18 protein-coding genes are annotated in these 22,341 nt (G+C 65.5%); 13 read left to right on the forward strand and 5 right to left on the reverse strand.

All coding sequences use genetic code 11. The features are described from left to right. The first annotated feature begins 13 nt into the window (after nt 1-13). The 13 genes from P3T23_RS22065 to P3T23_RS22125 all read left to right on the forward strand — a co-directional run bounded on the left by P3T23_RS22065 (nt 14) and on the right by P3T23_RS22125 (nt 12,004). Nucleotides 14-259: an HNH endonuclease gene (locus P3T23_RS22065; RefSeq protein ID WP_429318241.1), complete on the forward strand. Its 246-nt coding sequence runs from the start codon at nt 14-16 to the stop codon at nt 257-259. A gap of 133 nt (nt 260-392) precedes the next feature. Then, complete coding sequence (locus tag P3T23_RS22070; protein WP_429318242.1) at nt 393-632, forward strand: hypothetical protein; 240 nt, start codon at nt 393-395, stop codon at nt 630-632. A gap of 32 nt (nt 633-664) precedes the next feature. Continuing rightward, nucleotides 665-2,770 carry a DNA polymerase gene (locus tag P3T23_RS22075; protein WP_429318243.1) on the forward strand — a complete coding sequence of 702 codons (2,106 nt, stop codon included), beginning with the start codon at nt 665-667 and terminating at the stop codon, nt 2,768-2,770. 1 nt (nt 2,771) lies between these two features. Then, nucleotides 2,772-3,161: a hypothetical protein gene (locus tag P3T23_RS22080; RefSeq protein ID WP_429318244.1), complete on the forward strand. Its 390-nt coding sequence runs from the start codon at nt 2,772-2,774 to the stop codon at nt 3,159-3,161. A gap of 4 nt (nt 3,162-3,165) precedes the next feature. Further along, entirely contained in the window at nt 3,166-3,837 is a 672-nt protein-coding gene (locus P3T23_RS22085) for a PD-(D/E)XK nuclease family protein (RefSeq protein WP_429318245.1), read from the forward strand. 12 nt (nt 3,838-3,849) lie between these two features. Beyond that, a complete protein-coding gene (locus tag P3T23_RS22090) occupies nt 3,850-4,311 on the forward strand; it encodes a hypothetical protein (RefSeq protein ID WP_429318246.1) in 462 nt (153 codons plus the stop codon). Beyond that, nucleotides 4,299-5,885: a helicase-related protein gene (locus P3T23_RS22095; RefSeq protein WP_429318247.1), complete on the forward strand. Its 1,587-nt coding sequence runs from the start codon at nt 4,299-4,301 to the stop codon at nt 5,883-5,885. Before P3T23_RS22090 ends, P3T23_RS22095 begins: the two co-directional genes overlap by 13 nt. An 18-nt stretch (nt 5,886-5,903) precedes the next feature. Then, complete coding sequence (locus P3T23_RS22100) at nt 5,904-6,395, forward strand: hypothetical protein (protein WP_429318248.1); 492 nt, start codon at nt 5,904-5,906, stop codon at nt 6,393-6,395. 17 nt (nt 6,396-6,412) lie between these two features. Beyond that, on the forward strand, nt 6,413-6,646 hold the full coding sequence (locus P3T23_RS22105) for a hypothetical protein (RefSeq protein WP_429318249.1): 234 nt from the start codon (nt 6,413-6,415) through the stop codon (nt 6,644-6,646). Next, nucleotides 6,643-8,100 carry a hypothetical protein gene (locus P3T23_RS22110; protein WP_429318250.1) on the forward strand — a complete coding sequence of 486 codons (1,458 nt, stop codon included), beginning with the start codon at nt 6,643-6,645 and terminating at the stop codon, nt 8,098-8,100. The genes P3T23_RS22105 and P3T23_RS22110 overlap by 4 nt, the downstream gene beginning before the upstream one ends. Before the next feature lie 39 nt (nt 8,101-8,139). Beyond that, on the forward strand, nt 8,140-11,193 hold the full coding sequence (locus P3T23_RS22115) for a DUF927 domain-containing protein (RefSeq protein WP_429318251.1): 3,054 nt from the start codon (nt 8,140-8,142) through the stop codon (nt 11,191-11,193). Next, on the forward strand, nt 11,168-11,704 hold the full coding sequence (locus tag P3T23_RS22120) for a hypothetical protein (protein WP_429318252.1): 537 nt from the start codon (nt 11,168-11,170) through the stop codon (nt 11,702-11,704). Before P3T23_RS22115 ends, P3T23_RS22120 begins: the two co-directional genes overlap by 26 nt. A gap of 33 nt (nt 11,705-11,737) precedes the next feature. Continuing rightward, on the forward strand, nt 11,738-12,004 hold the full coding sequence (locus P3T23_RS22125; RefSeq protein WP_429318253.1) for a hypothetical protein: 267 nt from the start codon (nt 11,738-11,740) through the stop codon (nt 12,002-12,004). 29 nt (nt 12,005-12,033) lie between these two features. Here the strand turns inward: P3T23_RS22125 and P3T23_RS22130 are convergent, their stop codons facing one another. Genes P3T23_RS22130 through P3T23_RS22150 form a run of 5 tightly spaced genes read right to left on the reverse strand, consistent with a single transcriptional unit; the run spans nt 12,034 to nt 22,321 of the window. Continuing rightward, entirely contained in the window at nt 12,034-12,630 is a 597-nt protein-coding gene (locus tag P3T23_RS22130) for a hypothetical protein (RefSeq protein ID WP_429318254.1), read from the reverse strand. A gap of 3 nt (nt 12,631-12,633) precedes the next feature. Continuing rightward, the gene (locus P3T23_RS22135; protein WP_429318255.1) at nt 12,634-13,098 is read right to left on the reverse strand and encodes a hypothetical protein; all 465 of its coding nucleotides are present in this window, start codon (nt 13,096-13,098) and stop codon (nt 12,634-12,636) included. Then, nucleotides 13,098-20,111: an LPD38 domain-containing protein gene (locus P3T23_RS22140; RefSeq protein ID WP_429318256.1), complete on the reverse strand. Its 7,014-nt coding sequence runs from the start codon at nt 20,109-20,111 to the stop codon at nt 13,098-13,100. Before P3T23_RS22140 ends, P3T23_RS22135 begins: the two co-directional genes overlap by 1 nt. 24 nt (nt 20,112-20,135) lie before the next feature. After that, the gene (locus P3T23_RS22145; protein WP_429318257.1) at nt 20,136-20,891 is read right to left on the reverse strand and encodes a lytic transglycosylase domain-containing protein; all 756 of its coding nucleotides are present in this window, start codon (nt 20,889-20,891) and stop codon (nt 20,136-20,138) included. Beyond that, nucleotides 20,888-22,321, reverse strand: coding sequence for a hypothetical protein (locus P3T23_RS22150; RefSeq protein ID WP_429318258.1), 1,434 nt, complete (start codon nt 22,319-22,321; stop codon nt 20,888-20,890). Before P3T23_RS22150 ends, P3T23_RS22145 begins: the two co-directional genes overlap by 4 nt. Nucleotides 22,322-22,341: the final 20 nt, after the last annotated feature.

Raw genomic sequence — 22,341 nt, forward strand, 5'->3', positions numbered from 1 at the left:
CAAGGAGACGCAGATGGGCCAGAACCCGAAGGATCGCGATTACCGGAAGGAATACCTGCGGGACCACGCGTCTCCCGCACAGAAGAAGGACCGGGCGACGCGCAACGCGGCGCGCAGGACGATGGAAGACCGGCTCGGCAGCGCCGCCATCGCGGGACGTGATGTCGATCACATCCGGCGTCTGAAGGGCGGCGGCACCAACGCGCCGTCGAACCTGCGCGTGATGTCAGTTCGCCGGAACCGGGGAAGGAATAACTAGACAGATGTTTGTGCAATTGTGACGACATCCTTTCAAACATATTAGGTGTCCTACATTGTTACCCGCAGGATGCTAACCTGCGCTTCTGCGTAATAAACGTCAGGCCTGTGCGATGCCTGACACGGAGGCTGTCATGTCTTACCGGTCTGCTGGCGATCCGCTCACACCCGAACAGGTGCATGAGCGGCTGGTGTCCATGCTCGACAGGACCTATGGCGGGAACGTCGAGCTGATGGCGATCAAGCTGAACATTGACAAGTATTACCTGAAGATGCTGCTCAAGGCGCAGCGCTGCCCGCCGCGCTGGCTGCTTGACAAGCTGGGCATCGTGCGTCACCGCCACGTGATTGTCGAGCTGTACGACGCCGCGTGAATCACAGGGTGTGATTTTCTGCGGAGTGCGTCATGAAGCTCGTTTTCGCGGATTTTGAAACGTACTACGACGACAACTATTCGCTGTCCCGGATGACGACTGCCGAGTACCTGCGCGATCCGCGTTTCGAGGTCATCGGCTACTCGATCCGCATCAACGGTGGGCCAACGACGTGGCACACGGGTGATGTCCGCTTCCTCAAGAAGTCGCTGGGCGCACAGGCATGGTGGAACGACGCCATCATGGTCGCGCACAACAGTTTCTTCGATGCGCTCATTCTCGCGTGGCACTTCGGCATCCTGCCCGCGCGTCTGGCATGCACGCTGTCGATGGCGCGTGCGCTGGGGCTCGACCATGGCGCAGGCGGATCGCTCGCGGCGCTCGCGAAGCACATGCGCTCGCTGGGTTACGCGATACCGGAGAAAGGCGACGAAGTGACGCGGGCGCTTGGCAAGCGGCGCGCGGATTTCACGCCGCAGGAGCTGGCGCGCTACGGCGCTTACTGCTGCACCGACACCGACATCTGCCACGGCCTGTTCCACATCATGGCCCCGCTGCTGCCCGTGGGGGAGCTGGTGTGGCATGACATCGCGATCCGCATGGCCGCGTGCCCGATGCTGCGGCTTAACCGTGACGTGCTGGTAGCGGACCTGAAGCGCGTGCGCGAGCGCAAGGCCGAACTGATGGCGACACTCGGCAAACGTCTCGGCGTGCAGTCGGTTGAACAGCTTGAAACGGTGCTCGCGTCGAACGAAAAGTTTGCGCTGATGCTGGAGTTCATGGGCGGCGCGCTGCCGTGGGCGTGGTTCGCGACGCCGGGCCGCGCCTTTGACCGGGACGACGAAGGCGGCGTGCGCTATGGAAAGTATCTCCAGCAGCGCTACAGCCGCACGGGCGGCGTGCCCGTGTCGTTTGACATTCCGGTGAAGCCCTCACCGTCGAATCCGTCGAAGCTGACGTATGCATTTGCGAAGACGGACGAGGGCCTGATGGAACTGGCGGAGTCGGGCAACACGCTGCTGGAGGCGCTGGTAGCCGCGCGCTTGGGCGTGAAGTCAACCATCGAGGAAACCCGGCTGGAAAAGCTGATCACGCTGTCGAGGTTCCCGTCGCTCAGCGTGCCGATGAAGGTGTCGGGCGCGCATACGCATCGCCTCGGCGGTGACGATGGTATCGATCTTCAAAACCTGCCGACCGGACGCGTGGAGGGCCAGAGCGACGCAATGCGCGTCGCCATCGAGGCACCCGAAGGATACGTGCTGGTGGCAGGAGACTCGAAACAGGTCGAGGCCCGCACGCTCGCGTGGCAGGCGAACCAGCACGACCTGCTGCACCTGTTCGCGACGGGTGGCGATCCGTACCCGGTGATGGCCGCGCATATCAGCGGACTGGACGTGCATGAGATACGCGAGCGCGCGAAACGCGCGCTGCCCGAGGACCGGCATTACGTGACGTGGCGGCAGACCGGCAAGGCGGTGGTGCTGGGTGCGGGCTTCGGGATGGGCTGGGAGCGTTTCAGGAAGATGGCACGCGCCCAGCACGGCGTGATGCTGGAGCCGCAGATGGCAATGCGCTCGATAGAGGTGTACCGCCAGACCAACGACCGGATCGTCCTGTACTGGTTGCGCTGCGATCAGGTGCTGCGTCACCTGCTCGCGGGCGGTAGCGGATGGTTTGGCGGGCCGCGCGGTGACCTGTTCTTCTACGAGGGCAGCCGCACGCTGTTCGGTACGTACACGCCTGGCGTGCGTCTGCCGGACGGTCTGTGGCTGAACTATCCGAACCTGCGGGTCGAACTGGTTGAGAACCGGGAGTCCGGGTCATTCGATGAAGAAATCGTCTACGACCGGCGCAGGGGACACGCGACGGTGCGCAGGAAGCTGTACGGCGCGAAGCTCGCCGAGAACCTGACCCAGGCGCTCGCGTTCGCGGTGATGAAGTGGCAGGCACGGCGGATCGCGAAGCGCTATCCGGTGCTGCTCAATGAACATGATGCCTGGGTGACGGCGGTCAGGGAAGAGGAGGCCAATGAGGCGCGGGCGTATGTCGCTACATGCATGCGACAGGTGCCCGCATGGTCCGCAGGCCTGCCGCTCGACTGTGAAGTCGGGACTGGCCGCAATTTCGGAGCAACGTGAAATGGAATCAGAGAACAGCAGTACCAGCAGCAATGAAGACCTGGTGCCGCGTGTGCGGCTTGATCAGGTCTACCGCGAGCGCAACAACCTTGCGATTCTCGCGGCGATTTTCATGGGGGCGTATCTCGAAGGCGTGAAGCAGGTCATTGCGCCTTCGGAGTTCGTGGGCTGGAGCGTGGACCCCGAAGCGGAGTCCGGATTCGAAACAGTCGTGTACCTGACGCCGAGCACCGAACGGCAGATTTCGTTTCATATGTCGCCGCGTGAAGCCGCGCTGGCCCGCGCGCTACTCGTGCCGTTCACGGGCGAGTGGGATGGAACTTACCGTGGACGCGACGAAGACGTGTACCGCTGGCTTCAGGTGGTGCGTCTGGAACACATGAACGGGTGATGTCATGAACAGACAATTCATTCCGATCAGCCAGACGGCGCTCTCGACGTTCCAGAACTGTCCGCGCCAGTTCGAGGCGAGATACGTGACGAAAGAAGTGCGTTTCGAGGAAACCGACGCGATCCGCGAGGGCAACCGGCTGCACAAGTCACTTGAGCTGCGCATCCGTGATGGCAGGTCGATGCCCGCCGAGTTTGCGCACCTGGAGTGGGTGGGGCGTCTGCTGGACGGCTATCGCGGCAAGGCGGAAATTCATGTCGAACGCAGGCTGGCGGTCGATCACGATTTTCATCCGTGTGAGTGGGAGGCACAGGACACGAAGTATGTGTATGGCAAGGACGACTGCACGGTGGTGATGGGCGAGCGGGCCGTCACGCTGGACTGGAAATCCGGGCGACTGAAGCATGATACGCAGCAGCTACAGATGCTGGCGCTGCTGACCTTCGCCCATCACCCGAAGGTGCAGACAGTGGACAGCGCACTCGTGTTTTTCAAGGCGGACGATATGGTGCGCTTTCGCGCCAGACGTGGGACCTTCACGCCCGAGGGCCTGTTCGATGAGTTCCGGCGCTACGAAGCCACGCAGGCGGAGGGCAAGTATCCGCCGACACCCTGCGGACTCTGCAAGGCGCATTGTCCCGTGACCCGCTGTGAATATCACGGGCGTGGCGGGTAGCCGGTGACGGACATGAGCACGCCCGAAGGCGAAATCAAGGCACGGTGCAAGGCGCTGTTCGCGCGGGTCGGAGCCTACCGGGCGATGGTCGTCACGTTCGGCTACGGCGAATCGGGACACCCTGATTTTCTCGTGTGCCTGCACGGCGCACTGGTCGGCGTCGAGACGAAGGCCACCACAAAAAGCCCCGTGAGCGCGTTACAACGGCTGCGGCTGAAGCAGATACGGGCGGCGGGTGGTCTTGCGTTCGTCGTGCATGCGGACAACTACCCGGCCTTTGAGGCGCTGGTGCTGCTGGTTCACGTCCATGTGCGTACGGCCATGCAGCGCATCGCCGATGAACGCGGCATCGCGGTTTCGACGCTTAAGGCCTGGACTGACTACAACCCGCTCGCGCTCGGCGGCGCGGCCTGGCAGGCTGCATACCGCCGTTCCAGACAGATAGTGAGGATGACAGAGCAATGCCAGTCGTGATACCCGGCGAGAATGCCATGGTGCTGCACCTGCGTAACCCGGAACGCGTGAAGGCGGTCATTCCCGCCTGCTGCGAGTTCGTGTTTCGCGGGCGGCGGCTTTTCAAGGTGCCGCACACCACCGACGTGATGCGCGTGCTGCGCAATATTGGCGTGAACGTGAAGGGCCATGAGGTCTTCCGTTACCGCTACCGCGCGCCGCTGATCCGGGGCCGTCACCCGGTGATGGCGCACCAGACCGATACCGCCGCGTTCCTTACCGAGAACACCCGCGCGTTCGTGCTGCATCCGCCACGCATGGGCAAGACGGCGGCGATCCTGATCGCCATCGACTTCCTGAAGACGCAGGGGCAGGTCAAGGGGGCGCTCGTAATCGCGCCCGTGTCGGGGCTGCATGCGACGTGGGAGACGGAAGCGTTCGGCCTGTTCCCGCACTGGTCGGTGGCGGTGCTCGCGGGCTCGCGCGAGCGGCGGTTGAAGCTGCTCAAGGGCAACTATGACCTTTTCATCATCAACCCGGACGGAATCGAGGTCATCGGTCGCGAGCTGGCCGAGGCGGTCAAATCCGGCCGCATCGGCGTGGTGGTGGTGGACGAGATCACCGACTACGCGAACCCGTCGACGGCCCGCTGGGAGGCGGCGGAGCAAGTCGTGAGACCGGCGGCCTGGGCGTGGGCAGCCACAGGTACGCCGGGCGACCCGATGCACGTGTACGGCCAGGTGAAGCTGATCGATGCGCGCAAGGTTCCGGCCTCGCGCACCGCGTGGCGGAACATGACCATGTACGCGTCGAACCGCAGGAAGTATCTGCCGCTCGCGGGTTCCGAAAAGCTCGTCAACCAGGTGATGCAACCGGCGATCTGCTACGCGAAGGAAGACGTGATGGATCTGCCGCCCTTGCAGTACCTGGAGTTCGAGGCACCGCTGTCGAAGGAACAGAAGAAGCTCTACGAGTCGCTGCGGCGCGACATGCTGGTGGCGACCGAGGATGGCAGGACGGTGACGGCGGCAAACGCGGCGGTGCTGGTCGGCAAGCTGCTTCAGGTCGCAACGGGGGCGGTGAAGACCGACACGGGCGAGCCGGTGATGCTCGACATGCGCGAACGGCTGGCGGTGCTTGACTCGATCATCGAACAGTCCGAATACAAGGTGGTGATCTTCGCACCGTACCGCGCGGCGATGGATGCGCTGGTTGCGCACCTGGGCAAGCGCTGGAGCGTGGCGCGGGTGGACGGCGACGTGACGGGCAAAAGGCGCAACGACATATTCCACAACTTCCAGTGGCAGAAGGACCCGCACACGCTGGTGCTGCATCCGAGGACAGCGGCCTTCAGCGTGGAGCTGGCGGCAGCGGACACGGTGGTGTTCTTCGGGCCGCCGATGAACGGTGCGTTCGTCTACCGGCAGGCGGTCGAGCGCATCAACTCGGTGCACCAGAAGTCCAAGACGCCCGCCATCGTGCATCTGCATTCGACCCCTGCGGAGCGCAGGCTCTTCCGGTCGCTGAAGGAAGGTGTGGACCTGCAGGAACGGATCATCGAACTATTTCGCGAAATCATTCACGAGCCATCGTGAACCAGCACGAGGAAAACCATGAACGGTAAAGACATGAACGGAAACAGCGGCATCAGCTGGCAGCAGGCCACCGACGACGAGCTGGTGCGTGCGCACCTGATGTGCGGCAGGCGCGACGACGAACTGAAGGAGCAGTTGCGCAGGCTCAAGGCGGTGGAGGAGGGCATCGAGCGCGAAATGCTCGCGCGGATGAACCGTCGCCAGCAGGACGGGTTCAGGACCGGGGCCGCCACGGTATCACGCACGAAGGTCAACACCATCTCGTGCGCCGCCGAGGGCTGGCCGAAGTTCTACCGCTGGCTGCTGGCCGAGGCGGTGCGCCTCGAAAAGGCGCGTGCGGACCCGACACAGGTATTTGCTTACCTGCACCGACGCGTGACGAAGGAGGCGGTTGAGAGCTACATGGCGGCCAACGACGGGCGCGTACCACCGGCCATTAACGTGATGCCCGCGTACGGCGTGTCGGTGAGGCGTCGCAGTGAGTCCGCGCGCACGCGCGCGGCGGCATAACCCCAGGAGCACAGGACATGGCAACACGCAGACGCGCCGCGCGAGCGGTGCAGCAACAGCAGGCAACCCCGGCAACGGAAGACGCGCCGCAGGACGTGGCGCAACTCACGGTATCCGGGCATGTGAACGAGGCCATCGCGCAGATCGAGGCGGCAGGCCCGCAGACGGACGGCGAGGTCAATGCGCTCGGCTACCTGAAGCAGGCACGCAGATGGCTCACGAAGGACAACCAGGAGGACGAACAGTCATGAACGACCTTGCAATTTTTGATACGGTGGACCCGCGTACGCTCGCGCTGCTCAACAGTGACAGTTCGGGCATCGGCGCTGCGCTGGGCGGCGGCCTCTCGGGCGGCATCAACCGCCTGTCGATCAGGAGCAGCCGGTTTCGCTTCTACCGGGGCGGCACCGAGGTCTACGTGCACCCCGAACGGACGCTCAAGGTCGTGATCATTGCGGCCTCTCCGAGTGTGAGCCGCATCTGGTTCAAAACGCCGTACGGCCAGGTGGAGGGCGCACGGCCTACGTGCTGGTCGCGTGATGGCGTCGCCCCCGAAGCGCCGCTGGAGCAGATTCCGCAGATCGAGACGAATCGCGGCTGGCGACCGGTCCACTCATGCGCCGAATGCCCGAACAACATCAAGGGTTCGGGCCAGAATGGCGGGCGCGCGTGCCAATTCAAGAAGCGTATCGTGATCGTGTCGCCGGATGACATCGAAGGCGAGGCGTGGGCGTTCGACATCAACGCGATGTCGCTGTTTGGCGAGTCGGACCCCGCCAGCAATCTGCGGTCGCTGAAGGACTATGTTCAGTACCTTGCGTCGCCGCGTGGTGGCTTCCCGCACGGCATTCCGCCGCACGCAATCGTCACGCAGCTGACGTTCGATGAAAAGCCGGCCGTGCCCGTCGTGCGCTTTGGCGTGGCGCTGAACTCGGAGCGTAGTGCGGCATTTCTCGGGCCGGACCAGATTTCGGCGGCGGCGCTGCGCGGGCGGGAACCTGACGTGCTGCACCTGCTGAACGTGGACGCAGAAGAATACGCGGCGTCGGCACCTGTGGACAGCATGGACGGCGTAGCGGAAGCACCCGAGCCGGACACGCAGCGGCAGCAGGTAGTGCGGGAGCAGGAACCGCAGCACGGACAGCAGCACGAGGAACGCCCGCTGGTCGAGCCGCCGGGCCTCATGCACCCGGACGTGCCGGAGACGGTGCGCGAATGGGCGCAGCATCCGCTGGTGACGGAGGACATGGTGACGGACTACCTGCTGGAGAACTATCCGCACGCGCTGGAAGTGCCGCAGATGCAGGAGGAAGTCCCTCCGCCGCCCCCGCCGCCTGCCAGCAAGGCACCGCCGTCCCCGCCGAAGGCAGATGCGCAGGGTACGGCACGGCGCACACGTCGCCGGACCGCCGCTAACGACCCCAGTGTGGGGCAGGCACAGCAGTCCACCCAGGCCCCGCCACGGCAGCAGGCGGGTTTCGTGCCGCCGAAGCAGGCCGAAGATGGCACGTCGGGCGGGACGGAGGGTCGCCCGTCACGCGGCTTCGTCAATCCCCGTGGCACGCGGGCCGCCGTGCAGGCAGGCGACGGTGAAGAGAGCGAATCCGGCATCGGGACGGGCTCCGAGGCGGGTTTCGAAACCGGGATCGGTGGCACTCTCGAAGCGAAGGTGGCCGCCCTGCTGAACGGCACGACCGACGACTGAACCGGGCCGGGGCGCGTGAGCGCGCGCCCCGTGCAGACCATGAACAGGACCGATATGGCGGGCTTCCTGCGCCGGGTGCTGCCAGCCCGCGGCTGGCTGTGCGCGGCCACGCCCGTGCAGCGCGGCACGCGCAGCTGGTGGCGCAACACGCCCCATGCGGACGTGGACGGACTGGCCGCGCGTCTGCGGGCGATTGATACGGCACAGGGCAACGCCTACATGGCGCTCGCGGGCTTTCGCGACCGGGAACGCCCGCACGACAACCCGGCGAAGGCAGCGAAGGGGGGCACGCGCTTTTACCGCACGCAGGAAAACGCGGCGTGGCTGCACTCGCTGTGGCTCGACATCGATATCAAGCCCGCCCGCGATGATGCGTATCCGACCAGGAAGGACGCGGCGCACGCGATCACGCGGTTCATCCAGGACTCGGGTCTGCCATGGCCGCTGGTGGTGAACAGCGGCCACGGCTTTCACCTCTACTGGCCGTTCTCGGAAGACATTCCACAGCGCGTCTGGCTGATGGCCGCGACGGTCCTGAAGGTGGTCGCGCTCGGGCTGGGGTTGAAGGTAGACCATGCGTGCACGACCGATGCATCACGCGTGCTCAGGCCCGTTGGCACGTCGAACCGGAAAGACCCGGCCAGACCCCGGCCCGTCGAGCTGGTCACGCTGAACGATCCCTACACGGACAGCGAGCTGGGCGACCGGCTGGTGACGGCGGCCCGACCGTACAAGTCACTTGTCAGCCAACCGCGCGGCGGCCATGGCGTGGCCCGTGCAAACGGCACCGCACCCCATACCGATACGCTGCTGCACGCGCTCGATGCGACGCTGCCGAAATCGGCGGAACCCATCATCACCGGCTGCCGCCAGATACGCGACGCACCGTTCCAGCGCGAGGACATCTGGCGCGGCATGCTGTCGGTGCTGCGCCTGTGCCAGCAGGGCGACGGATGGTGCCATGCGATGTCAAAGCGCGATGCGCGCTACCGGCGCGAGGATACCGATGCGAAGCTCGCGGTGCTGGCCCGCCAGCAGGGTGACGGCGGCATGCCGATGACGTGTGCGGTATTCAACGGCAAGCGCCCCGGCATCTGCGAGCGGTGCGTGCATCACGGGCTGATCCGCTCGCCCATCGTGCTCGGGCTGGGCAGGCCGCTGCCCGGCACGAGCGCAGCACCCGCGCTCACCAACGTGGTGAATGGCGATCACCAGACGGAAAGCGAATTCGCTGTGCCACACACGTTCGCGCGTGAGGTAATCGGCATGACGCTGCGCCTGCGCGATGCGCGGTTCGAGCTGGTGACGCCGGAGGAAATGGACGACGGGCATCCGATGGGCGTCGCCTGGCTTGACCGCTATGAGGATGACAGCGGCAACGCGAGGGTGCGGCGCGTTCCGCTCACGCATCAGCCTGTGTACGTGAAGGAAGCGGCGCAGGGTTACGACAGTGAAGGCCGCGAAATCTTCGACTACTGGACAGGTATCTACGACAGGACGCGCAACGCCTGGTATGAGATTCCCCTGTCTGGAAAACTATTCAGCAATCCTCTTGACCTCCAGCGGGAACTTTACTCGCGGGGCGTGACGCTTGCTCCCGGACAGAACAACCGGATGGTGGAATACATGAGAGCCTACATTGACCAGATCCGCCAGGTACAGAAGCCCGTGGCCCAGCATGTGCGTTTCGGCTCGACAGCAGACGGCGCGTTCGTGTCCGGCAACCGGATGTTCAGGAACACGCCGGCAGGCGTTGAGGTGGTGCCGGTGCGCCTCGCGCGCACTGCCGCGAGCATGGCGCGCTGGCTGGAACCAGCCGGTACGCTCGACGCGTGGCGCAGCGCGGCGAACCTGTATGCGAAGCCGGGGCTGGAGCCGATGGCCTTCGCGCTATTCACCGCGTTTGGCGCACCGCTGCTGCACTTCACCGAGTCGCCGGGTTTTCTCGTGCATCTGGTGGGCGAATCCGGCACCGGCAAGACCTCGCTGCAAAGGATCGCCGCCGCCGTGTGGGGCAATCCGCAACTGCTGATGAAGCACGCGCCCACCTCGAAATACGGCAGCACCCGTAACGCACTGATGGCCGAACTGGGCGTGCTGCACAACCTGCCGCTGATGTTCGATGAGATCGCACTCACCCAGCCCGAGGAGGTTTTTCCGCTGCTGCACGCGCTCGCCAGCGGCCAGGAAAAGGACCGCATGACCGCGACGCTTGACGTGACGCAGGGGCACACATGGCAGTCGATCTACCTGTCGTCGGCCAACCGTTCGCTGCGGGCGATGCTGACCGCGACGACCGACCGCGAACATGTCGCGGTGCTCAACCGGCTGCTGGAAGTCCCGCTGCCGTCCATCGACCCGAACGACCGCAGCTGGATCGACGACCAGAGCGTGGTCAGTCTGGCGCTCGGCAACTACGGGCATGCGGGAGAAATCCTGGTGCAATGGATGGTCGCAAATGCAGGGAGACTGCCCGCGCTGATCCGCGAGCGCCAGGAGACGCTGATGCGCCGCGCGAATGCGGGGCGTGACGAGCGGCTGTGGTTCGCCAGCCTCGCGGCGATCTTCACGGGAGCCGGGCTGGCGAAGGCGGCGGGCCTGCACGACATCGATGTGGCAGGTGTCGAGGCCTGGGTGGCCGATGTGCTGCTGCCAGACCAGCGGCGCGAGGTTGCGGATAGCCAGGCCAGGGGCGGTACGGTACTGGCCGAATTCCTGAACGACAGTATCGGCAGCACCGTGATCGTCGCGCAGTCGCACGCACCCGCCGATGCGTCGCTGGCAACCGACTACGTGATCCGCGACATCGCCCCTGGCGGGACGCTGAAGGTGCGCTACGAACAGAAGAGCGGGCGGACCTACATCGCGCGGGCGGCGTTGCGCGACTGGTGCAGGCGGCGACGCATCGACTACCCCGACGCGCTCGCGGACATGCAACGCCACAGCCAGCTCGTCAAGGCAAGGTGCCAGTCTGCGCTCGGCAGGGGACTGCCGAAGTACGGTTCGAATGTGCTGCGCACTGACTGCCTGTGCGTGCAGGCCAGCGACGACATGATGGGAGTGGATGATGACGACGATAGCAGCGCGCAATGACGACGGCGCGATCACAATGGCGGCGGACAGTGCGCTGTCCGGCAGCGATTTCGCGTATGCCGACCCGGTGCGCAAGATCATGCATGGCGACGGCTGGCTGCTGGGGCTGTCGGGGCCGCTGGCGGTCACGCAGCATATCGAGCGGTGCCTGACGATGGAGGCGGGCCGCTATCCGCTCGCGGGCGGTCATGTCGCGCTGGTGGAGACGATGCGGCTGCTGCACCTGATGCTCAAGGAAACTGCACTGATCCGCCCGGAGTACGAGGCCACGCAGACCGAGGACAGCCACTTCAACGCGCTGGTCGCGAACCGCACCGGTCTCTACACGATGATCGAGGACCGCTCGGTGATAGGGCCGCAGAAATACTGGGCGATTGGCAGCGGCTGGCGCTTCGCGGTCGGCGCGCTGGCCGCAGGGGTGACTGCGCAGCGCGCGGTGCTCGTGGCGGGCACGCTCGACCACGCAACCGACACGCATGTGCAGGTTGCGTCGCTAAGAGCGATAAAATGACGGGGTGTCGTACAAGAAAAGGGTCGGAGACGCATGGGATACATCACTATTGCCCGCGAAGGGCAGCATTCAGTCACCTTCAATGTCGAGGAGATTTCTGGCAGTCACGGTCGCGGATTCCACATCCGGAACAGTATGGGCAGGCCAGCGCGGCAGAAATGGAAGGTGACCATCAACGAAAGCCCGGTTGTGGTGGAGTTTGACGGTCTGTGGGTTGAAGGGGACGATGTATTCGCGTATGACTGTCGAACCGAGCGAGGCATTGCAAAACTGGGTATGCGGGAAGTCTCGGGAAAATAGCGCCAGGCCGCGCGACGGAGCGATTGCATTTACCCCTGCACGTCCAGCATCACTGGCTGCGACGCCACCGCGCCGTTGCAGTTCGTTGCACCGACCGATAGGAGGTAGTGGCCCGCGAAAGGCGGCGTGCCCGCGAGCTTCACGAAGTTCGCACCCAGCGTGACGCCGAGCCACGCGGGCGCACCCTGAACCGACAGCGCCATCGGCATCGCGCCGCTGAACACCACCATGCCTTCCCACGGCACGCCCGCGAGCGACGCGGGAATCACCATGCCCGCCGCCGCGACGGCCTCGCACGGGCAGTCACCCGCACAGCAGTCGAAATTGCAGATCAGGTCTTTCACGCCGTCATAGGTCACGCGCCCATCGACACATGCGCCCTTCGGGAAGCTGTGGGGCGTTGAAGCGCGTGCAAGCGCCAGCGTGCCTGCATACGCGGATACCTTCACGACCTCGACACTCGCGCCGTCATGCACGTAGAGGAACGCGTAGTTGCCGTTGCCGGCATCGGACAGGCGCGAGACGAGCAGCGTCTGTGCGGCGGCGTTGAGCACGAGGGTTGTGTCTTCGGCCATCAGGGGGGCCGCAAGCGTTGCGGTAAAACCGGTTATCGATACCTGTGCCATCCATCACGCTCCGCAGTCGCAGGGGGCCACCTCGACGTTCGCGACCTGTTCAACGACAACGGGCGCGGCGTCGAGCTGGAGACCGAACACCAGCAGTTCATGCTCGCCACGGCGCACCGCTGCCCGGTAGCGTCCCGATGGCTGGGTGTAAAGCAGCCGGTCCCAGTAGAAGCAGATGCGGCCTTCGCGGTCGCGTTCGAAGGCCGGATAGTCGATCACCGGGAACGGGCAGCGGGAGCGTCCGTCGTCATCGCACGGCACGTAACAGCAGCCGTTCCAGACCTGCTTCAGCGGCTCGGGATGATAGCAGTGCACGCGCTCGATCCGCACATGCAGGTCCAGCTCCCGTAAAGGCTCACCGCTCCCGGCATCATGGCACCCGGCCTCGCGCAGCGCGAGGCACGTCTTGATGGTACGGTAGGGGACGACCCGCACGATCAGCTTATGTGCCATCTTATGCACAATCATCACTGGGTCTCCCGGAGATAGCCGCGCATGATCTGCCCGCGCTGCGCCTCGATGGCCTCCAGCTCGGGACGGATCAACTCCACGTCGCCGTTCGCATCCTTGTACGCCTGTTTCGCTTGCTGCGAAAGCGTGCGCAACGCATTGACGGCGCGCGTGGTGGCATCCACGCGCGCCGGGTCCACGTCCTCGTCGCCCGCCGCGCCCGCGCGCTGCTGCCGCTGCGCGCGGTCCAGTTCCGAGTAGAACTGGCTTTCCAGTTCACGCGGGTTGCCCTTCACGAGGCGCGAGAGGCCGAATGCATCCCACAGCCCCAGCTCTTCACGCGTGGTCTGCAGCTTGCCCTTCGCCCCTGGCTCCTGGAAGAGGGACGCCACGCCCGTCAGCGGGCCGATCAGGTAGCCGTTCACGAGCGTCTTCCATTCCTCGGGCGCAAGATCGAGGCCGGTGGTTTCGCGCACCCCGTTGGCAAGCCGCTTGTAGGATTCTTCGGTGTTCATCGTGCCCTGCATCGACCGGTACTGCTCCGGCGACAGGTCACGCACGATCGGACTGCCGAACTGCGATGTGTTGAGCGCGACCTGTGCGGCCGGGCGCAGCAGCCCCGGCGTCGCCGTCATGAACGCGTCCTTCAGCAGCGAACCGCTGCTGCCTTCGGGCAGCGACAGCGGCGTTGTCTCGCGCAGCACCGCATTGGCCGCACCGAACACGACATCGCTCATGTCAGATTTGCCCGCCGCCGCGCGCGACGCGAGCACGGCCATCTCCCAGGCGACCTTCGGAATGCCAAAGCCGACCGGCACGGAGAGGAAATGGTCGCCCACCTTCACGGGAATGCCGTTCGCTATCGTGCTCTCCGGCAGGTTGTCCACCTCGTTGCCGGTGTCCGGGTCGTCGTTCGCCATTGAATGCGCCATCGAATACATCATCAGTCCACCGACAAAGGCGGTCGCGAACAGGGCCTGGCCCCGGCGCGTGGACATCGAGCGCACGAAGTTGCCGCCGCCCTTGAAGGTGGAATTGGCAAACGGCAGGAACGCTCGCGCCCAGCCGGTTGCCTTGCCGCGCTGGTTCAGGTCAAAGAGGTCGAGCGTGCGGAACTGCGCTTCCTGCTTCGGCACGCCCTGATCGCGCAGCGCCGCGTAGATCGACAGCGACGATCCGGTGTCGAAAAACTCGTTCCATTTGTTGACGTAACCGAGTGCCACGTCGCGCAGGGTGAGGGCACTTTCCTTCACGTCCTTCGAGTTGAAGATGTCACGCGCGCGGGCGGCCTCGCGGATGATCGACTCACGCGACTTCGCATACTCGTTCGTGTACGTCATCAGCGCGCCCCCTTCGTGCAGTTCCTTGAGGTACTGGCCGAACTTCGATGTATCCGGTGCGCCACGCAGGAAATTGAGCACCGCGCCGTTCATCTGCGGGCTGGCCTGGCGTCGGGCCACGTCGGAGAAAAAGCGTGTGCGGCTGATGGGCTTGCCCTCCGCCGTCAGGATATTGCGCGACGCGGCGTTGAAGGACCGCTCCAGCACGTCCTTCATGCGGTTGATGGGCGCGAACATCGGCGTGAAGCGGGTGATGAGCTGGAAATAGCCACGCGTGGCCGCGCCGATCTTCTGCAACACTTCGCTGTGCGCGTCGTTTAGCCCCGCGCGCAGTGCCTGTCCCACGCTGTGGTCGTCCCAGTAAATCTTCTGCCGGTTGCCTTCCTCGTCGCGGAAACGGATCACATCACGCTGGCCGACCGGCTGGCTGTCCGGCACGACATGCACGCCCGCAGGCTTTTCGTCGCGGATCGCTTTCGTCAGCGCCTCGACAAACGGCTGCTTCGCGATGGCCCGCGACAGCTCGGAGGCGCGCGCATGAAAGGCGGTCAGTGCGTCATCGGCAAGCGATGCGCGCCCGCCGCGCGTGCGCAGGAGGTCGTGGTTCATCGCGGACGCGCCGAACACATCGTGCTCGCCGGTCTCGCTGATGCCGGGGTCGCCCGTGAGCGGTACGTAGTCCCGGTTCAGCGGACTGTCTTCAAGCGACCTGTCGTACACACCCGCATCGATTCCGGCGCGGCGCAGCTCCGCATGTACCTTGACATGTTCTGCGGCAAGCCGCTGCATGTCGTCTTTCCCGTAACGCTGCTCCAGCAGACGCATCGCCTCACGGGCCTGCGCGCGGGTCGCCCCACCGGGCAGCAGGCGGCTGGTTTCACCCGCGTCTGTCCTGCCATCATGCTGCTGCGCGTGCCCGAACTCCGCCAGATCGTCCCGTGCCGCGTCGCGTGCGCGCATCATGTCGGGCGAGGCGACCTCGCCGCGTTTCACCACGTCGTCGATGCGCGCCTGGGCATTGTCCAGGCCCTCCTTCAGCGAGGCATGCACCGCATCGGTGGCGCTGCCCGCGATATGCGCATAGGTCGGGTAGTACGAGATTTCTCGCGCGACCTGCGCCGGGTCACGTCCATCACCCTTGTGTTTCTGCGCGATGTCGTTGGTCAGGTCCATCAGCCGCTTGCCCTGGTCGTGCAGCATGTCGTGGTATTCGGCGCGCGCCTTGCCTTTCATCAGCCGCCACGCGCGGTACGCGGGGATCGAATCGTATTCACCGCCATCACGCCTGAGACTCTGACGCGCCCACGACAGGAATGGCGTGTCGGTGAAATTCAGTCCCTCACGCAGGTTGCGCCACAGCTGGTACGACAGCGTGTCGGCGGAGGCAGGCTTCGGTTCGCGCACCGGCTCGCCGCGCAGCAGGTTCATCGCTTCGTCGTGCGTGCGGGGGATCGGGTTTTCGTCGCGCGAGAGGATCGACGCGGCCTTCGCTACCGTATCCGCGAGAAAGCTGGGGGCAGCGGATTGCGACGCCGCAGGTTCGGGCCGGTATGCCGCTTCACGCTGCATGTCGGCACGCAGGGCCGTGTCCGCTTCAGCTCTCGCGGCAGCACGGCGCTTGAGCAGGCGCGACGCCCCATAGCCCGCGCCGAGCGCCGCGAGCATGCCCATGCCGCCGCCTGAATCGGCGGGCGCACCCGTCGAGGCATTGGCGGACGGCACCAGCGCATCGAGCGCGGCTTCCGCACCCGCCTTGAGTCCCCTTTGCAGCATCGAGGTCTTTCCCGCAGGCTGGCCGCCCGGAAAGCGCCTGCCAAGTTCTTCAGCGTTGTCGGGCACGACATAGAGCCGCCCGTTATAGTTTTTGTCAAACAGCCGGTTGTACGCTTCGGCAGGCACGTTGATGCAGCCGTTGGTGATGCGTCTGTCGGCAGGGTTGCCGGAGGCCAGGCGTTCGGCGCGATGCTCGGGCGTGCCGGTCAGCACGCGGTGAATCGCGAACGTGCCCTTGTCTGTCGCCCTGAAGGTCTGGATCGAGTCGCCATAGGTCTTCGTGTCGGGGGCTTTCTGCCAGTTCAGCGTGAAGGCGCCTGCGGGCGTCTGGCCCTGCACGGCCTCGTCGCCCTTCGCCGCGCCGAACAGGGCAGGTATCGTTTCCCGCACTTCGCCTTTGGGCGACATCACATAAAGGTTGCCGTTTTCCTTGTCCGCAATGAGATAGCTTCCGCCGTTGTTGTCACCCGACTTCTGCACCCACTGGTTGACGATATCGTTCCTGCCTTCAAGGCCCTTCGTATGCCGGGACACCGTAACATCGGCATGCGCCACCTGGGCGCGTGCATCGTGCATCGGCACCGCATGATTGATCGCGATGGCGGCAGCGAGCACGCCGACGCCTTTCATGACCGTGTTGACCAGTGACCTGACCTTCGCGGACAGGTCGTGCCAGAAGCTGCCCGGAAACTCGCTGTTCAGTTTGGCGATCATCGCGAACTTCGCGGGCGAGCGCACGCCGTGCGCGGCGGCGGCATCCTGCAACAGCGCCTTGTCCTCGGGCGCGAGACGGTTGACGTTATCGTTCGCTGGCGCGGCCCTTTCGTCCGTGATCTGCGCCTCATCCTTCGATACATCCATGTGGTCGGGCACCTTGCGGTTCGCCTTGACCCACAGGCGCTGGTCGCCCAGCCGTTGCCTGGCTTCGTCGGCCAGCTTCTGCACGTCATCGCCGGTCACGCGGCCGGTCTGCGGATCAGCCAGGTTCTCGATCTGGTCGCGGAAATAGGTCCGCTCCCGCGTGCGCGTATGGGGATTTTCAATCGATGTCAGCTCCGACATCACGCGCGTCAGCGCTTCGTGCCTCGTGTAGTTCTCCTTCGCAGTGGGGGATTCGCGCGCTCCGGCTGCGCCTTCTCCGGCAGGTTTTTCAGGGCGGGCGTTTCCTTCGCCCACTTGCGGCAGTCCCACTTCGGGTCGTTCGCCGCGAAGCATTTGCCGATCTGTGCGCGGCTCCTGAATGGCATGGCTGGCCTCCGTTCCGGTGGCGGTTGAGGGCGAGGTTGAGGACGCTATAGCGGCACGTTCCCCTGCGTCTGCTGGGCGAGCTGCGAGCGCTGGTTCACCGCCTGCTGGGCCTGCTGCTGCCGTATCAGCTGCGCCTCGTTGGCGAGCACTTCGGCGCGCGCCTGGGGCGGCAGTGATCGCAGCACCTGGGCCGGTGTCGGGTTGGTGGGCGGCTGCGGGCCACCGCGTGCGGCGATTTGCTGCGCCTGCCGCTGGAGTTCGGGCGTTTCCGGTATCTGCCCCGAGCGGTTGAACTGGCGGCGCTGGCGCAGCAGGACGATCATGTTCACCATCTGTTTGAGCTGCTGTGGCGACAGGCGTTGTGTCAGCGCTTTCGGCACGGGTCTGCCGGTCGCGCCCAGCGCGATGCCCATCGCCATCAGTTTCTGCGGGTTCACGCCTGCTTTCGGCTGTGTGCCCGAAGGCGAAGTCGCGGGTGGCGGCCTGGCCGCGTTCGGCGCGCGTGGCACGGGACGTGCGCGCGGGCGTGCCGGGTTCACGTTGGGTGCCAGTACGGGGTTGCTGGTTTTCATTGACGGTCCGCCTTTCAGGAATGACATCGTTGATCCATGCCGCCGTTTCCTGCGCGCTCATGTCGGGGATCGCATGCAGGTATTGCGCCGTGTCGTGCAGCAGTCCCTGCGCGTGCTCCAGACGCTCGCCCGCCAGGCGCTGGCCCTGTTCGAGCAGTTCGGGCGTGAGCTGCGCGCGCGAGTGTGGATAGTTCGACATTTCGGCATCCAGCAGCGCATTGAAGCGTTCCGCTGCGGACTGGCGGGATGACGGGTCCGCCAGCGCATCATTGACAGCCCGTCCGGCCACGCGGTCCACGACGCCACGCAGCGATTCCGCGCGGGCCTGGTCGATGCGCTGCTGGATCGCGTTGTACTGTTCGTCGCTCACGGCGTCCATCAGCGCATTGCGCGTTTCCTCGGCCTCGGCGGCTTCGCGGCGCGTGCGGGCTTCGGCCTGCTGTGCGGTATCGTTGTTCATCATTTCGTCGTGCCACCACGCCTGATAGTTGGCGGCAGCGGATTCGTCGGGCCGCAGGTCCTGCCGCCAGGGCTGTGCGTCGAGCTGGTTCAGGCGCTCAGTCCACCACGCCTCATAGGCATCACGTCCCGTCTGACGTTGCGCATCGAGCGCATCAATGTGCGCGCCGAATTCGTCGGGGTCGATGAACGTGCGCGGCGCTTCAGCGCGACGCGGTGCCATCGCCGCATAGGCTTCTTCCTGCGTGACAGGCTGCACGGGCTGTTCCGCGGTGCCCTGATACATCGACGTGAGGTTTTCGAGGTCCGCCTGCGTCGCGTCGCGTCGCGTGGTCGCCGCCGCGATGTCGGCATGGCGCTGCTGCAACGCGGTCTGCGCATCGGTCATCTCACGCGCCTGCTGGCGCTGCGCAAGCGTTTCTCCGACTGCCTGGCTCGTCGCACCCGCCTGCGATGCAAGCGACACGCTGCCATCAGGGAACGTCACTACGGGACTGCCTGAAGCGACGTTAGGGTCGTAGCCAAGCTGGGGAGCTGGCGCGGACGGCGGGGCTTCTTCGGTGGGCGTGGCGGCAGGCGCTTCACGCGAACGCAGCGCGCCGACGCCGCCAAACACCGCACCCGGCAGCGCGCCTTGGGCAGCGGCTGCGAAAATATCGCGCCCGGTCGAAACGTCGGGCTGCACCTGCTGCGCCGCGATGTTCGTGCCGAGCTGCGTGACGCCGCCCGCGATACCCTGTTCGACCGCACCCGCAACCGGCGCACGCCAGCCGCTTTCGAGCGCCTGGGTAATGCCTTGGCCCAGCCGCCCGCCCGCAACCCGCCCGAGGAACGAACCGCTGATTGCGCCACCCGCGCCCGCGATCACATTGCCCGCGCCGATCTGCCGTCCCAGCGTGTCACGCACCTGCGCCTCGGGCACACCCGCATCGAGCATCGCCGCCGCATCGGGATTGCGGCGCAGCGCATCGAGCGGCATGGTCTGCGCAAGGTCGTATTCGGCTCCGCGTGAACCGCCGAACGCCTGGGCCGCACCGGCTGCGATACCGAGCGGTGCGGCAACGGCCCCGCCCAGCAGCGCCGGTATCGAGCTGCCGCCCACCCCGGCCATCGTGTCGAGCGGATGCGAAAGAAACGCCCGTCCGTAGACCTTTGCACGCTCCCATCCCGGCGCGTTCGGATTCGCCTGGTCGGCCTTCGCCAGCCGCTCCTGCAACGCGAGGTCTTCGTCCTGCGAGGCCGCCGACATGCTGGCGCGGATGCGGTCGTTCTCGGCGCGGATCGCTTTCGCATACTCGCTGCCGGGGCTCACCGCATCGGCAAACTGCCCGATGCCCTCGTTCAGGCCGATGGTCGTGCGGTTGAACAGGTCGTTGCCGAAGACGCCCCCCGATGCGGGGCGCGGCACGTCCTGCGCGAAACGCTGGTTGATCTCGCTCACGAACTGGTGCTTCTGTTTGTCGCTGACGTTTTGCAGAAGCTGGGGCGCATCGGTCTTCAGCCAGTCGGCGTACTGGCGGCGGCGATCCTCATACGACGCGCCGAGGAACCCCGGATCGGACGTGAGCTGGGTATAGGTACGTGGCGCGGCAGGCGCATCGCCCTGGCCCTGTGCCATCAGGTCAGAAATCAGTCCCATGCCGCACCCTTATCGCACCGTACGTCATGCCTTTTCGACGATCTGCCGGATGAGCGGGTCCAGCTCGTCGGGCAGGCCCTCATCGCCCAGCATGTCGCGCCCGTCAAGTACGTCGCGCGCGGGCAGCAGCTGCGCAAGCGCGCCGACCAGCTGGCGTTCGACATCCGGTGCGTAACCGCGCGATGCAATGCCCGACATCAGGTCATGTTCCTCCTGCGTGGAAGGCATCGCCACATGGGGTCCCTGCGGCGTGTGCAGCACAGCCGAGGGCGTAAACTGCGCCGATGGCCCACCCATCAGGTCACGGCCCGCCGCAGCGTTGGAGTCGAGCGCGGCCACCTGAAGGTGCGCAGGAAGCTGCCCTCCGCTGTGATCCTTCGCATGGCCCAGCACCAGGTCCGGATACTGCTGCGTCTCGGCGGGCATCGGCTGGCCGTTCACCCCCTTGCCGGTGCGCAGGTAACTCGCATGGTTGCCTTCGCCCCAGTTGTAGGCGTGCAGCGCATCGCGCCACGAGCCGAACTGACCGTAAAGTGACTTCATCATGCGGGCCTGCGCGTCGATCGACTGCGCCGGGTCGCGCGGGTCGATGCCGTACTGCTTCGCGGTGCCCGGCATGAACTGCGAAATCCCGACCGCACCGGCAGGCGATACCGCATCGGGATTGAAGCCGGACTCCTGCCTGATCTGGCCGACCAGCAGTTCGGGCGGTACACCGTGCCGGGTACCGGCCTGCTGCGCCATGCTGATGTATCGCTGGATGTCGGCGGGATGGCTCATTTCAGGTTCCTCAGCAGATCCTCGGCGGCCTTGTTATCCGCCGCTTCCTGGCTGGCGCGCTGGACCACGCCCCAGCGCTGGCGCAACTGATCGTGCTGCTGTTTCGCGGTGTTGATCCTGCTATCGAGTTTCGCCAGCGCGATGACCGCTTCATTCGGCACTTCGGCCTCGCCGCCCCCCTCGAACGGCATGTCGAGCCGGTTAAAACCATGTGCCGCATGCTGGAGACCGGGATACTGCTGGAACAGCTGGAGCTTCTGCGCACTCAACGCGTCCAGTGCCGACTTTGCCTGCTTGACGTGGTCTTCGGTGAGCGGCGCTTCGGCGGGTGCTGACGGGTTCGGTGTGGTGGCCGTCTGCGGCTGCGCAGCACCTGGCGTCGTGCCCTGTGCGCCACCGGCCCGGTACTGTGTGCCGGTCGGCAGCGGACCCGATGGACGCGCCCCCGCCAGCGGGTTGACGACCGGCTGCTTGCCCGCTGGCGCGCGCACGGGGGCGACCCGTCCTCCTGGACCAACCGTCACGGCCGGTTTGAACTCGGCCATCCGGTCGAACTGCTGGACAGCCGGCGCCGTCGAGAGGATCGAGCCGTCCGCGTTGTACGTGTTGATGACGGGTTCCTGTCCGGGTGGAAACACGACCTGCTGGTTGGATTCAAGCAGCCCGTTGGTGCGAAACCATTGATTCGCCGAATCGGTATGCTGCTGCAGGGCAAGCGCGTTTTCCGGGGTCGAGGAATCGCCCCGGAACGACAGCAGGCCCGCCATCTGCGGTGCGTACTGCTGGAGGAATTGCGCACGCTGGGCGAGCTGCGCTGTGCCGAGTTCGAGCGTGTTACCCGCCGCCTGGGCGGCACCGCTGCCAGCCAGTCCCTGGGTTCCCTGCCGGGCCTTCTCCACGTCGTAAGCCGTCTGTGCCGGTATCGTCTGGAGCGCCCCCTGGTTGCGCAGGGCATCGATCCTGGGCTGATCGAAGACGTTCTGCGCACGGTTCACGCCGAGCGTCTGTGCACGGTTATCCCCGCCAAGCCAGTCGATACCCGCCTGCTTCACCTGCGCGTCCTGCTGCGCCTGGTTCAGGCCCGTGTCCGTCGTCTGCGCCCACGTCTGCGCGTTTTTCTGCGGCAACCCCATGTTGTACGCGGCATCGGCCTGGGCCTGCTGCGCAGCCGAATTCAGTCCGGCCACCGCAACTTGTCCAGGCTGACGGGCGGCCCCCAACTGGTCCAGCCTGCCGGACTGGTTGCCCAGGAACTGGTTACGCTGGTTCGTCGCGAAGATGTCGCCGCCCTGGGTCGCCTCGGCCTTGTCAGTCGTTACGTAGTCCTGACGCAGCTTCTCGGCATTGAACAGGTCGTTCCAGTTATCCTTGATCGCCTGCTGCTGGCCCTGCACGTGGGGCTTGAACAGGTCAACGGGCATGAAGAGCATCGCAGTCTCCGTCAGGCATT

It is taken from the genome of Paraburkholderia sp. GAS448, assembly GCF_050435685.1.
Classification (GTDB): Bacteria; Pseudomonadota; Gammaproteobacteria; order Burkholderiales; family Burkholderiaceae; genus Paraburkholderia.

What these genes read in the sequence shown, in the direction of transcription:
- P3T23_RS22065 (WP_429318241.1), top strand. Translation starts at nt 14, where the DNA reads ATGGGCCAGAACCCGAAGGATCGCGATTACCGGAAGGAATACCTGCGG.
- P3T23_RS22070 (WP_429318242.1), top strand. Translation starts at nt 393, where the DNA reads ATGTCTTACCGGTCTGCTGGCGATCCGCTCACACCCGAACAGGTGCAT.
- P3T23_RS22075 (WP_429318243.1), top strand. Translation starts at nt 665, where the DNA reads ATGAAGCTCGTTTTCGCGGATTTTGAAACGTACTACGACGACAACTAT.
- P3T23_RS22080 (WP_429318244.1), top strand. Translation starts at nt 2,772, where the DNA reads ATGGAATCAGAGAACAGCAGTACCAGCAGCAATGAAGACCTGGTGCCG.
- P3T23_RS22085 (WP_429318245.1), top strand. Translation starts at nt 3,166, where the DNA reads ATGAACAGACAATTCATTCCGATCAGCCAGACGGCGCTCTCGACGTTC.
- P3T23_RS22090 (WP_429318246.1), top strand. Translation starts at nt 3,850, where the DNA reads ATGAGCACGCCCGAAGGCGAAATCAAGGCACGGTGCAAGGCGCTGTTC.
- P3T23_RS22095 (WP_429318247.1), top strand. Translation starts at nt 4,299, where the DNA reads ATGCCAGTCGTGATACCCGGCGAGAATGCCATGGTGCTGCACCTGCGT.
- P3T23_RS22100 (WP_429318248.1), top strand. Translation starts at nt 5,904, where the DNA reads ATGAACGGTAAAGACATGAACGGAAACAGCGGCATCAGCTGGCAGCAG.
- P3T23_RS22105 (WP_429318249.1), top strand. Translation starts at nt 6,413, where the DNA reads ATGGCAACACGCAGACGCGCCGCGCGAGCGGTGCAGCAACAGCAGGCA.
- P3T23_RS22110 (WP_429318250.1), top strand. Translation starts at nt 6,643, where the DNA reads ATGAACGACCTTGCAATTTTTGATACGGTGGACCCGCGTACGCTCGCG.
- P3T23_RS22115 (WP_429318251.1), top strand. Translation starts at nt 8,140, where the DNA reads ATGAACAGGACCGATATGGCGGGCTTCCTGCGCCGGGTGCTGCCAGCC.
- P3T23_RS22120 (WP_429318252.1), top strand. Translation starts at nt 11,168, where the DNA reads ATGACGACGATAGCAGCGCGCAATGACGACGGCGCGATCACAATGGCG.
- P3T23_RS22125 (WP_429318253.1), top strand. Translation starts at nt 11,738, where the DNA reads ATGGGATACATCACTATTGCCCGCGAAGGGCAGCATTCAGTCACCTTC.
- P3T23_RS22130 (WP_429318254.1), bottom strand. Translation starts at nt 12,630, where the DNA reads ATGGCACAGGTATCGATAACCGGTTTTACCGCAACGCTTGCGGCCCCC.
- P3T23_RS22135 (WP_429318255.1), bottom strand. Translation starts at nt 13,098, where the DNA reads ATGATTGTGCATAAGATGGCACATAAGCTGATCGTGCGGGTCGTCCCC.
- P3T23_RS22140 (WP_429318256.1), bottom strand. Translation starts at nt 20,111, where the DNA reads ATGGGACTGATTTCTGACCTGATGGCACAGGGCCAGGGCGATGCGCCT.
- P3T23_RS22145 (WP_429318257.1), bottom strand. Translation starts at nt 20,891, where the DNA reads ATGAGCCATCCCGCCGACATCCAGCGATACATCAGCATGGCGCAGCAG.
- P3T23_RS22150 (WP_429318258.1), bottom strand. Translation starts at nt 22,321, where the DNA reads ATGCTCTTCATGCCCGTTGACCTGTTCAAGCCCCACGTGCAGGGCCAG.